This window comes from Arthrobacter paludis, assembly GCF_056782315.1.
This window is the reverse complement of record NZ_JBXAEW010000004.1, coordinates 139,627-151,836: the sequence shown is the minus strand read 5'-3', so window position 1 is coordinate 151,836 and position 12,210 is coordinate 139,627. Positions and strand designations below refer to the sequence as shown.

Genomic DNA, 12,210 nt, shown 5'->3' with positions numbered 1-12,210 from the left:
GCGCGGCCCCACCGCACCGGAGAGAACACCATGAACAAGCCCACCGCGGCCGTCCTGGCCGCCGCCGTCCTGATCCCGCTCGCCACCGCCCCGGCCGCCCACGCCTCCCCGGCCGGCGTGACCACGGCGGGCGCCGCCGTCGTCCTTCCCGCCGCCGCCAAGGCGCCGGCCCCCGGCTTCCGCGTCCTGCCCTACCTGCAGGCGCCGACGTCGACGTCGATGACCATCAACTGGGTCAGCGAGACCGGCGAGCCCGGCACTGTCACCGCGAAGGGCCCCGGCCTGGGCAACCCGCAGGGCGCTGGCGCCGGCAACACCGCACGCCTCGCCAGCGAGCCCGAGTACCTGGAGCTGATGGAGTACACGCAGGCGGAGCTCGAACAGCGGATCCCCGGGCTGGAGCAGGGGTCGTGGCTGAAGTCGGACTCCAACTACAGGCATTCCGTGACGCTCGAGGGACTCAAGCCGGGCAAGGAGTACACGTACACCGTGGAGCAGGGCGGGCAGGAGCACACCGCCGCCTTCCGCACGGCCCCCGCTGGGGAGGACTGGAAGCACGTGCGGATCGTCGCCCTCTCGGACGCCGAGACCGAGCCGCGCGGCCGCACCGAGCACCGCGAGTGGGAGCTCTCCCCCGTCAACGGCTACACGGCGGACTCCCTCCCCCGCCCGGGCGCCGGCTCGGCGTACGCGGAGAAGTTCGGCACCACCACCCGCTACGGCGAGCCGACCCTGCGCTACCCGCTGGACCAGTCGACGGCGTTCAACGAGAACCTCAAGCACATCGACGCCGCGGACCCGGACCTGCTGCTCATGCCCGGCGACCTGACCCAGGGCTCGGGCTACCAGCCGGCGTGGGACGAGTTCTTCGGGCACGTCGCCGGCGGGCACTCCGACCTGGCCTCGCGCGTGCCGCTGCTGCCGGCCCTGGGCAACTGGGAGACGTATGCGGCCCTGAACGGCGGGTACGGCTCGGAGGCAGACCGGAGCCCGGCCGTGGTCTCCCGGAACAAGTTCCTCGACTACTTTTCCCTGCCGCGCGACCCCGAGCACCCCGAGTACAAGGGGTCCTACTACCGCGTGGACCACGGCCCCGTCACCGTCCTGACGCTGGATTCGACCAACGGGCGGCCGGACGAGAACACGTCCACGGGGACTCTCTCCGGGGAGTCCTTCTCCGGCGACGACACCAACCTCACCGACGGGAACCTCTCCACCGACACGCAGGGCCAGTTCACGTTCGAGTCCTACGTCGAGGGGTTCCTGTCCCTGTTCGACGGCGCGACTCGCGGGGACGTGGACCTGCCGAACATGGACCCGGCGTCCGCGCAGTGGGCCTGGGCCGAGGAGCAGTTGGCGGACGCGCGGGAGCGGGGCCAGATCGTGCTGGTCCAGTTCCACCACTCCGCCTACTCGAACGGCGTCCACGGCACGCCGCCGAACCACGAGCACCCGGACAACCAGTCGGGCACGGCGATGCGCGCGTACTCGCCGATGTTCGAGGAGTACGAGGTCACCGCGGTGCTCTCCGGGCACGACGAGATGTTCGAGCGCTCGTGGGTGGACGGGGACCGCGACGGCCGCGGCTTCCACTCCTACGACGTCGGCGTCGCGGCCGACGGACTGCGCGGCGAGAAGCTCGTGCGCAACGCCGACGGCGAGTACGAGCCGCTGCGCTTCAACACCCACTCCGAGTGGTCCGCCCCGGCCGACCAGCCGGAGACCTGGGCCGGGGACGAGAACGGCGTGCCGCAGCTCGTCTCCGGCGGCCTGCACTACGGGCACCTGCAGATCGACGTGGAGAACACCGCGAAGGGAGCCGAGGTCACGCTGACCCCGGTCCACGTCTTCCCGGTGCTGGACTCCGAGTACGCGCTGGAGCGCACGGAGCGGCGCGCGTACGACGACGTCGTGCGGCTGGCGGTGGACGACGACGGCGTGCCGCTGGCGCGGTAGGCCGGCGACGGCGTGCCGCTGGCGCGGTAGGCCGGCGACGGCGGCAGTCCCCGCGCGAGACGACCCGCCGCGCACGAGGCACCCCGGTATACAGGGTCGCCTCGCACGCGGCGGGTCATCTCGGTAGGGGCGGGTCATCTCGGCCGCGGCGGGTCGTCTCGGGCGGCCTACTTCCTGGCCACAAAGTACGCGTTGAACGGGTCCGCCTCGACGTCGCGCAGTTGCACGTCGCCGAAGCCCGCCTCGCCGAGCATCCGGGCGGCGCGCTGGACGCCCCAGCCGGTACCGAGCCCCTCGCCGCCGGCCCCGAGGGACACGCTCATGCAGTGGAACAGGGAGATCGCATAGACGAAGCTGCCCCACGGCAGGGCCGTGTTCTCCTCGAGGTTGCTCGAGGACCTGATGTCCACCATGAGGAACGACCCGCCGGGACGCAGGGCACGGTGGATGTTGGCCAGCACGGTCGCAGGGTGCGCCTGGTCGTGGATCGCGTCGAACGCGGTGGCGGCGTCGTAGGCTCCCGCCGCGTCCAGTTGGGCGACGTCGGCGAGCTCGAACCGGGCGTTGCCCAGCCCCCAGGCCTCGGCCTCGGCGCGAGCCGCGGAGATGGCGGGCGCGGAGAAGTCGTAGCCCGTGAACCGGCTGGCGGGGTACGCGCGGGCCATGAGGTTGATGGCGTGGCCGGAACCGCACCCGACGTCGCACACGTCGATCCCCGCCTCGAGCCGGCGGGGCAGTTCCGGATCGAGGGGCAGGACCGCGTCGATCAGTGCCGCGTCGAAGGTGACGGCGCTGATCTCCGCCATGGCCGCGTGGAAGCGTGGGTAGTCGGCGTAGGACAGCCCGCCGCCGTGGCGGAAGCGTTCGACGATCCTGTCCTCGACCTCCCCCATGAGGGCGATGTCCTGCAGCAGTGGCGCCAGGTTGTCCGGCCCGGCGGCGCGCGTCAGCACGGCCGCGTGCTCGGGCGGCAACCGGTACGTCCGCGCCGCGGGATCGTAGTCGACGACGCGGGCGACGGCCAGCCCGGCGAGCCATTCGCGCACGTAGCGTTCGTCGAGGTCGGCGGCGTCCGCGATCTGCCGGCTCGTGGCCGGCGGCAGGCCGGACAGGACCTCAAACAACCCGGTCTGGTGTCCGACGCCGATCAGCAGGGCGATCGCCGCGCTGTTGAGGAAGCCGAGGCAGCGGCCGGCGAATGCCCCCGCCGCCTCCTCGAAGCCCTCGGGCGGAGGGGGGACGACGGCGGGGCCGGGTTGCCCGGTCCGCCCGGCCGGCGGGGCCGTCCGTCCTTCCGGGGCCCGGGCGGTATCCGCCGGGCGAGGGTTCGTTGTCATGGTCGTGGTCCTTTCGGGGGACCGGACCCCGGTGCCGGAGGTACATGGCCAGCATCAGTCCGGTGGTGATCAGGTAGAAGGCGTGCAGGCCCCAGATGGGGCCCGCGGGGAGGCTGTAGATGTAGACGGAGTGGACCAGGTTGCCCGTGTTGGCGAGCGCCAGGTTCCCGAAGCTGTACGAGTCGACGTCCCGGGTGCGCGCGGCCTTGAGGACCATCGGCAGGACGCTGACGACGAAGATCACGCTCGAGATGCTGCCGGCCACCATGGCCACGTCCAGGCCCATCACTCCCGTTCCCTTGCCTGTCCCCCGTTCCGTGGGGACACCTTCCACGCTAGGGAGCCGCGGCGCGGCGCGAATCGGCACGGTCGCCCATCTTCCGCCCTCCGCCATGGGGTATCCGACCCATGCCGGCGGGCGGACCGGTGGGCGGTGGCCCGGGCCCGGGGCGCCGGCCTACAGGCGGGGTCACCGGCGCGGGGGGCGTCCGGCCGGACCGGAGGCCTGCGCGGCCGGCCCGGGGACGCGGGCAGCGAGTCCGTGCTCGTGGGCCCAGGCCGCGGCGGCCGTGCGGGAGGAGACGCCGAGCTTGGCGAAGATGTGGTCCAGGTGCCTGGCGACGGTCTTCTGGCTGATGACCAGGGCGTCGGCCGTCTCCCGGGTGCTCGCGCCGCCGGCGATGAGCGCCAGCACGTCCGACTCCCGCGGGGTGAGGCCACCGGGAGCGCGGCTTCCGTCAAGCCGCCGGACGTCCGGTTCCGCACCGAGCGAGCGGTAGATGGCCAGGGCCGTCGCGCGGTCGGCCTCCGCCTCGCGGACCTGTCCGAGGCCCCGCCGGGCCCGGGCGAGCTGCTCGTACGTCCGCGCGGTTTCGTAGCGCGCGTGCAGGGCCCGGTAGGCCACGGCCGCCTGCTCCAGGACGTCGACCGCGTCGGCGCACCGGCCCCGGCAGATGAGCACGGCACCGCGGGCGGTCGCGGCCCACGCGCGGAATCCCGCCGTGCCGAACGCCTCGGCCGTCTCCTCGAGCCTGGCGCACAGGCGCTCGGCGTCGTGGTCCCGCCCCAACGCCAATGCGACCTCTACCGCGGGCGCCAGCAGGCGCGCCGCGGCGAGCCGGTCGCGGCCCGCCAGCGCGGCGTCCAGCCCCGCCCACGCGGCGGCGGGCTCGCCGCGGCCGCACGCGAGCAGCGCCTCGCCCGGCTGTGGTTCGACCCCCAGCTCCCGGGCGCGGCCGTAGGCGCGGGCGGCCCCGCCGTCGTCCCCCCGCAGCCGCCGGATCTCCCCCAGCAGGTGGAAGGCCTCGGCCGCGACCCAGTTGTTCAGCCCGACCAGTTGCGCACCAGTCTCCTCGATGGCCCCCTCGGCGGCGTCCCACTGGCCCTCGTGGAACAGGAGCTGCAGCCGGTGGACGCGGCAGATGCCGGAGTAGACGGCCTCGCCGCCCAGCCGCTCGGACCACTGCTCGGCCGAGCGGGTCCAGGCGCGCATCCGCGGCAGGTCGGCCAGCTCGTGGCAGGCGTGGATCACCGTGCAGTAGACGTCGCCGGCCCATTCGGTGCGCAGGTTTCCGGCGAGCACGGGCAGCATGGCCTCGTCCAGGCACGCGAAACCGGCGGGCACGTTGCCGGCGCGAACATCGGCGAGCCCGGCCAGGACCAGGCCCAGGGCCGTCAGTTGCGGGTCGTCTAGGCGCCGGCCGAGCTCCTGGAGCCGCCCGGCCGCCGCCACCGCCTGCTCGAGCCGGTAGCTCCCCATGTCCGCCATGGCCTCGAGGTAGAGCAGGTGCCCGGTCTCGGGGCCCTCGGGGTGGTCCCCGACCAGGCGCCGCGCGCGGCCGAGCCAGCCGAGCGCGATCGTGGGGTCGCCGCGGATGTACCAGAGCAGGGCCAGGTCCAGGGCCTTCATCGCGGCGTGCTCCGGCTCCGTCTCGACGAGCCGGTGGAAGACCTCCTCGGAGATCGCCAGCGATTCCCCAGCGCGCCCCAGCCACCAGGCGGCGGCCGCGAGGCGGTCCAGGTCCGGGGTGTCCAGGCCGGAGGCGTCCCGGGCCCTCTCCAGGCCGGCGTGGGCCGCGCCCCAGTCCCGGCGGGCGTAGGCCGCCCGCGCCGTGGCCAGCAGCGTGGTGAGATCGTCCATGGTGGCTCCGGTTCCACCGTAGACCCGGGGTTGGCGGGGGTCGAGGCCGGCGCGGGGACGGCGCGACCAACCTTCCCAGGTCGAGACGACCCGCCGCGCACGAGGCACCCCGGCATACGGGGGCTTCTCGCACGCGGCGGGTCGTCTCGGTCGGGGCGGGTCGTCTCGGTCGGGGCGGGTCGCCGCGGTCGGAGCGGGTCGTCTCGCGGCGCTGGGACACGGCGCCGGCAGCGGGCGCCTCGGGTGCGGGGGCCCTCCCCGCCCCCTTCTGGGGGGCCGCATCCGCGGGGTACCCCAACCTTTCCCCAAGCACCCCCTGCCTACGCTTGCCCCACGGCCGGGGGGCCGCCCGCCGCCGAGGAACGGGGGCGGAACAGCACTGGGGGGACCATGCGATGAAACGACGCACCCGCTGGCCGGCGGTGGCGGGCGCCGCGGCCGCCGCGCTGGCCATGTCACTCGCTCCACACTCCGCCGCGGCCGCCGAAAGGATCGACGTCACGGACTTCACCGTCAGGGACGTGGTCTTCAGCGAGCCCGGCTGCCAGATCGTCAACGTCTACGTCAAGCGCAGCATCGACCCGGAGGTCGAGGACTACGTCCTGGACGCCGACCTCCGCCGCTACGGGCACCTGAGCGACTGGCTCGCCTACAGCCCGGAGAACTACCTCGACCGCGGCGTGATCTGCGACTCGGAGGGCGTCGGCAGCTACGGGCTCGGCCCGATCAACGTCGCCGCCTACGACACCGCGGGCGTGTGGCACGAGTACCGCGACACGACCACGGTGACCTTCGACGCGCGGGCCCAGGCCCTGATGGCGTTCACCGCGAACCGCAGCGGCAACTACGTCACGCTCTCCGCCGCGGCCCGGTACTACAGCCCCGCCTACGGCGCCTACCGCAGCTACAACCCGCAGAACGTGAAGTTCCAGAAGCGGACCAGCGCCGGCTGGCAGACCATCCAGATGAGGGACTTCAGCGGCGGCCGCGGCTCGCTCCGGATCTACGCGCCGAACCTCGACAAGTACCGCGTCGTCGCCAACCAGACCGCGATCCAGACGACGGCCTGGAGCCGCATGGTCTGGCAGTAGCCGGACGCCACGAACTGGCGGGAGGGTGCCCAGGGGGGTGCACCCTCCCGCTGCACGTGCGCGCGGGGCGACGGCGGCCGCGGCCCGCCGTGGGCCGCCTACGCCGAACGCGCCGGCGCGCCCAGGACCCGCAGCCCGTCGGCCACGAGGGCACCGTCGTGGATGACCGTGCGGTCCGTACCGCGGTCCATCACCGTCGAGGCGAGGGTCTCCCCGTCGACGAGGACGAGGTCCGCGCGGTCGCCGACGGCGAGGCCGGGCCGGTCGCCCGGGCCGGTGAGCCGGGTCGCGGCGGGGTCCATGACGGACGCGCCGCCGACGGTGGCGATGGCGGCGCAGTGCCCGATCAGGTCGTCCCGGCGCAGGCGGTGCGTGAAGGCGAGCTGCCACGTCCGGTCGAGCATGTCGCAGTTGCCGTAGGGGCTCCAGTAGTCGCGCTGCCCGTCCTCGCCGAGGCCGATCCGCACGCCGGCGGCGGTGAGCCCGGCAAGGTCGAACTGCGTGCCCCCGGTGGCCGGGGCGACCGTGGCCCACGCGACGTCGAGCTCCGCCATCTGCTCGACGACGCGGGCCGTGGTGTCCGGGTGGACGTTGGCCAGGTCGTAGGCGTGCGAGAGCGTGACGCGCCCCTGCATCCCGAGGGCGCGGGTGCGCTCGAAGACGAGCTCCGCGCTGAAGACGCCGAGCTGTCCGGGCTCGTGCAGGTGGATGTCGACGGCGGCGCCGTGCTTCTCGGCCAGCCCGAAGACGATGTCCAGGTGGCGCACTGGATCCCGGTCCAGCTGGCAGGGGTCGATGCCCCCGACGGTGGTCGCGCCCTGGCGCAGCGCCTCCTCGATGAGGTCGGCCGTGCCCTCCTCGCGCAGCAGGCCGGCCTGCGGGAAGGCCATGACCTCGACGTCGGCGGCGTGGGCGAAGCGCTCCTTGGCGGCCATCACCGACGCGAAGCGCTCGAGGCCGCAGTCCACGTCGATCTGGGCGTAGGAGCGGACGCGGGTGGTGCCGCGGGCGATCATCCGCTCCAGCGTCCCGGCGACGACGTCGGCGTGCGGGACCGGGGTGTCCCGCCAGTTCAGCCGGTCGTTGAGCATCATGTTCCACACGCCCGGCGCCCCGGTGTGTTCGCGGAACGGCAGGCCGATCCGGGTCGAGTCCAGGTGCACGTGCACGTCCGTGAACGCGGGCAGCGCGATCCGGCCCCGCCCGTCCACGGTGTCGGCGCCGGAGGCGGCTGCCTCCGCAGCAGCGGGGCCGGTCGAGGCGGGGCCGGTCGAGGCGGGGCCGATGGCCGCGATGCGCCCGTCCCGCAGCTCGAGGTCGACGGCGTCGCCGCCCCACGGACGGACGTTGGTGATGAGCATGGGTTTGTTCCCTTCGGTCGTGGCGTGGCGGCGGGAGGGCGCCGCCCGCGCGGCACCCTCCCTGTAGTACAGGTCGGACGGGCTAGAGGCGCAATGCCGCCTCGGCGATCGCGGCCGCGGCGACGAAGCTCGCGGTGAAGGTCATGAGCGCGACGACGACGATCTTCCAGCTCAGCGACTTCAGCGCCTTCACGTCCCGGCCCAGGGTCATCCCGATCAGCGCGATGCTGGGCAGGCCGACGAACAGGATGTCCAGGTGCTCGGTCGCGGCCGCGACGGGTGCCCCGGTCGGCAGGAACGTCGCGGAGACGATGGTGGCGAGGGACAGGACCCACACGCTGGAGGGCACGGCCGGCACGAGCCTCGCCAGCAGGAAGGCCGCCGCCGTCAGCGCCATCAGGACCGCGATCCCGGCGAAGTCGGACGGGACGAGCGATCCGGTGCCGACGACGTTGAGCAGGAGCCCGCTGGCCGCCGCGGCGCCGAAGGCGATCGCCCAGGCGGCGGGCGTGCGCCGCAGGCGGGGGTCCTGGGCGACGCCGTCGACGTCGACCGAGCCGGCGCCCGCCTTCCCGCGGTCCGGTCCGGAATCGGCGCCGCCGTCGTCGTCCCCCGCCGGCGCCACGCCGGTGGCGACCACCGCGCGCACGGCGGGCTCGCCGCGGCGGACGCGCCGGCCGAGGTCGTCGCGCCCGAACACCCGGGACCACAGGCGGTACAGCTTCTGGCACATCGGCAGCGCGATGAACACCCCGGCGTAGAAGCCGACGATGTTGGTGACCAGGTTCGACAGGGCGGCCAGGGCCATGATCTCCCCGGCCATCTCCGGGTAGAGGATCGACAGGGCGCCGACGCCGCCGAGCATCATCGACGCGGAGCCGAGGCCGAGCCCGAGCGCGAGCGCCCGGGGGTCGAAGATGTCGAGGCCGCCGAGCAGCCCGGCGAGGATCGAGATGAACACGGCGCCGAAGACGCTGCCGAGCAGCCAGACGGAGAACACCCCGCGGTACTCGGCGGACTGCACGCCGAACTTCTGGATCGCGTAGGCGAGGAATGACTCGCGGTCGATCGACCACGTGGCCCCGATGGCGGCGCGGCCCATGCCCAGGGCGACGGCGACCGGCAGGGCCAGGATCACGGTGCCGACGACGTGCCCGACCTCCTGGAGCATGATGGCCGGCCCGATGTCGGCGAACTCCGTGAGCGCGGGGCCGATCTGGGTGCCGAGCCCGGCCAGGAAGACCACGATGCCCACCTCGAGCAGGTGGGAGGACACCGCGCGCCCGCGGCCGCCGATCGGGCGGACCTTCTGCACGCCCAGGATCCCGCCGATGAGCACGGCCCACAGGATGGGCATGAGCACGATCGCCGCGGGGCCGAGCTGGAACTTGTGCGTTCCGATGAGGATGGCGGCGGCGCACACCGCCGTCGAGACCGCGATCATCGCCATCCACTGCGCCGGGCGGGCGTTGAACGGACCTGACTGGGGCGGGGAGTCGGCCGGGGCGACGGCCGCCGGTGACGTGGTCTTCGCTTCGTTGCGCATGGCGCGTGGCCTTTCGGTGGTGTCGGGTGGGGACGACGTCGGGAGTTTCCACATCTCGAAACCCCTGTTTTGTATGCCAAAAAGGACTGTAGGCTTAGGTGGGGGTGAGATACAAGTCACTTATTCGAAGGAAACGGCTGGTATATCGGGAAGCCGGCACCCGACCCCTGGGGGAAGGCCACGCGACCGGAAAGCATCTGGAATACCAGAATGAGGACCAATCCATAGGAGGAACTTTGCGCACGAAGATCACCGCCCGCCACGTCCTGGGCTTTGACGGCACGGGACACGCCCTGATCGAGGACGGTGAGGTCGTCTTCTCCGGGGACACGGTCGTCTTCGTCGGGCGGGGCTACGACGGTCCCGTGGACGAGGTCCGCGACTACGGGGACAGCCTGATCCTGCCCGGCCTGATCGACCTGGACGCGCTCGTCGACATCGACCACCTGATCCTCGACTCGTCCCCCTCGCCCGAGGTGGCGCCGGGCCACCAGTGGTCGGCCGACTACTTCGCCCACCGCCGCCGCGACGTCCTGACGCGGGCCGAGCGCGCGACGCTGCGCGAGTTCGGGCTGGCCCAATTGGCCCTGCACGGCATCACGAGCTACATGCCGATCGCCTCCGAGATCCACAGCGCGTGGGCCGAGGACTTCGACGAACTGGCGGACATGGCCGAGACCAGCCGCGCCATCGGACTGCGCGGCTACCTCGGACCGGCCTACCGCTCCGGCGTCAACGTCACGACGGAGGAGGGCGCGCGCGAGGTCCACTTCGACGAGGAGCAGGGGCGCGCCGGCCTGCGCGACGCGGAGCGGTTCCTGGACCACGCGGCCTCGCTCGGCGACCCGCTGGTCACCGGCGTCCTCCTGCCGTGCCGCATCGAGACGTTGTCGGAGGAGCTCATGCGGGCCACCGCGCGGCTGGCCCGCGGGCGCGACGCGCTCGTGCGGCTCCACTGCCTGCAGTCCCCGCTGGAGGACGAGCTGCTCCACCGGTCCGCCGGCCGCGGCGTCCTGGACCTCCTCGAGGGGACCGGCCTGTTCGGCTCCCGGCTCCTGATCCCCCACGGCGTGCAGATCGACGCCAAGGACCCCGCGGCCGCAGCCCCCGGGGGGCCGCTCGAGGCCCTGGCCCGGCACGGGGTCAGCGTCATCCACTGCCCCCTGACGTCATTCCGCTACGGGAAGGCGCTCTCCTCCTTCGACCGCTTCCGCGAGGCGGGCGTGAACCTGTGCCTGGGGACGGACTCCTTCCCGCCGGACCTGTTCCGGGGGATCGACGTCGGGATGCACCTGGCCCGCCTCGTCGAGGGGCGCCCGGACGCCGGCGCGCTCGCGGACTACTTCGACGCCGCCACGCTCGGCGGGGCGCGGGCGCTCGGGCGCACCGACCTGGGCAGGCTGGCCCCGGGGGCCCAGGCCGACCTCACGGTCCTGTCCCTGGACGACTTCCGCGACGGGGTGCTCGAGGATCCGCTGCGCACGCTGGTGCTGAACGGCACGGGGCGCCAGGTGACCGATACGTTCGTGGCCGGCCGCCCCGTCGTGGTCGACGGCGCCTTGCCCAGCGTGGACCTGCGGGCCCTGCGCGCCGAGGCCCAGCGGCTGTTCGGGCTGCTCCGCGGGGGCTACCCGGAGCGCGATGTGCGGCGCCGCCCGGCCGACGAGCTGTTCCCCCCGGTCTACCCGCTCGCGGAATCGTTGGCGGCCACGCCGGCGCCGTAGCACCAGACCGGGCGGCCGGCCGCGGGAAGGGAGCCGCGGCCGGCCGCCCCGGCCGGGGACCGGTCCGTCAGGCGCCCAGGTCGATCTCCACGCCGAGGCCCAGGGAGCGGGCGGCGTCGTACATCAGCCGGCCGATGGCCAGGTCCTGCAGGCCGACGCCCACGGAATTGAAGAGCGTGATGTCGGATTCGGCGGTGCGGCCGGGCAGGGTGCCCGCGACGACGGCGCCGAGCTCGCCCACGACGTCCCCCGCGGCCAGGGCCCCCTCTTCCATGGCCACCAGGAGGTCGCCGGACTTGGCGAGGGCCGTCGGCATGCTGTCGACGACGACCCGGGAGCGGGTCATCGCGGCCGCGTCCACCTCGCGGTGCGTCGGCCGGGGACGCGCACCGACGGCGTTGAGGTGGTGGCCAGGCAGCAGCCACTCCCCCGAGACGACGGGGTCCGCGGACGGCGTCAGGGTGCACACGACGTCGGCGGCCTCGACGGCCTCGCGCGGGTCGGCCGCGGCGCGCACCTTCAGGCCCAGGGGCTCGACGGCGCGGCGGTACTCCTCGACGCGCGAGGGCGTGCGGGACCAGACGACGACGGTGTCGATCGGCAGCACCTGGCCGATCGCCTGAGTGTGGGCGACGGCGAGCGCGCCTGCGCCGACCAGACCGAGTGTCGAACTGCCGGGCCGGGCCAGGTGCCGCGTCGCCACGGCGGTGGCCGCTGCGGTGCGGACCCTGGTCGGAACCCGTCCATCGAGGAGCGCCAGGACCTCGCCCGTGGTGCGGTCGACCAGGGTGATCGACGAGCGCTGGGTGGCCAGCCCGCGTTCGGCGTTGCCGGGGATGTCGGAGAGCAGCTTCGACGCCGCGAGCCCCGCGCCGGCCGACAGGCCGCCCATGAGGACGAAGCAGGAGTCCGAGTCCGCGACCTGCATGGAGCCCGGTGCCGGGATCGCCGCCTCGCCGCGGCCCGCCTCGCGGAACGCGGACTCCACTGCTTCGATGGTGGCGGGCATGTCGGCCACCCGTTCGAGGACGGAAGCGTTGAGGATAAGGGTCATG

General features: G+C 73.6%; 8 protein-coding genes. 3 read left to right on the top strand and 5 right to left on the bottom strand.

Translation table 11 applies throughout. The annotated features are described in order from the left end of the window. Nucleotides 1–30: 30 nt before the first annotated feature. Nucleotides 31–1,956, top strand: coding sequence for a metallophosphoesterase family protein (locus AC1Q5D_RS04840; RefSeq protein WP_481737438.1), 1,926 nt, complete (start codon nucleotides 31–33; stop codon nucleotides 1,954–1,956). A 167-nt stretch (nucleotides 1,957–2,123) separates the two neighbouring features. On the opposite strand, the gene AC1Q5D_RS04835 is transcribed toward AC1Q5D_RS04840, so the two are convergent. Further along, entirely contained in the window at nucleotides 2,124–3,293 is a 1,170-nt protein-coding gene (locus tag AC1Q5D_RS04835) for a class I SAM-dependent methyltransferase (RefSeq protein ID WP_481737437.1), read from the bottom strand. A gap of 469 nt (nucleotides 3,294–3,762) precedes the next feature. Next, nucleotides 3,763–5,433: a LuxR C-terminal-related transcriptional regulator gene (locus AC1Q5D_RS04830; protein WP_481737436.1), complete on the bottom strand. Its 1,671-nt coding sequence runs from the start codon at nucleotides 5,431–5,433 to the stop codon at nucleotides 3,763–3,765. A 395-nt stretch (nucleotides 5,434–5,828) separates the two neighbouring features. Between AC1Q5D_RS04830 and AC1Q5D_RS04825 the strand changes: the two genes are divergently transcribed. Continuing rightward, nucleotides 5,829–6,524: a hypothetical protein gene (locus tag AC1Q5D_RS04825; protein WP_481737435.1), complete on the top strand. Its 696-nt coding sequence runs from the start codon at nucleotides 5,829–5,831 to the stop codon at nucleotides 6,522–6,524. A gap of 98 nt (nucleotides 6,525–6,622) precedes the next feature. Here AC1Q5D_RS04825 and AC1Q5D_RS04820 read toward each other — a convergent pair whose 3' ends face one another. Both AC1Q5D_RS04820 and AC1Q5D_RS04815 read right to left on the bottom strand, forming a co-directional pair. Further along, nucleotides 6,623–7,885: an amidohydrolase family protein gene (locus AC1Q5D_RS04820; RefSeq protein ID WP_481737434.1), complete on the bottom strand. Its 1,263-nt coding sequence runs from the start codon at nucleotides 7,883–7,885 to the stop codon at nucleotides 6,623–6,625. Nucleotides 7,886–7,967: 82 nt separating this feature from the next. Next, a complete protein-coding gene (locus AC1Q5D_RS04815) occupies nucleotides 7,968–9,431 on the bottom strand; it encodes a DUF3100 domain-containing protein (RefSeq protein WP_481737433.1) in 1,464 nt (487 codons plus the stop codon). Nucleotides 9,432–9,667: 236 nt separating this feature from the next. Between AC1Q5D_RS04815 and AC1Q5D_RS04810 the strand changes: the two genes are divergently transcribed. Continuing rightward, nucleotides 9,668–11,155, top strand: a complete 1,488-nt coding sequence (locus tag AC1Q5D_RS04810) for a chlorohydrolase family protein (RefSeq protein WP_481737432.1) — start codon at nucleotides 9,668–9,670, stop codon at nucleotides 11,153–11,155. 67 nt (nucleotides 11,156–11,222) lie between these two features. Here the strand turns inward: AC1Q5D_RS04810 and AC1Q5D_RS04805 are convergent, their stop codons facing one another. Next, nucleotides 11,223–12,209: an ornithine cyclodeaminase family protein gene (locus AC1Q5D_RS04805; RefSeq protein ID WP_481737431.1), complete on the bottom strand. Its 987-nt coding sequence runs from the start codon at nucleotides 12,207–12,209 to the stop codon at nucleotides 11,223–11,225. Between the last annotated feature and the right edge of the window lies 1 nt (nucleotide 12,210).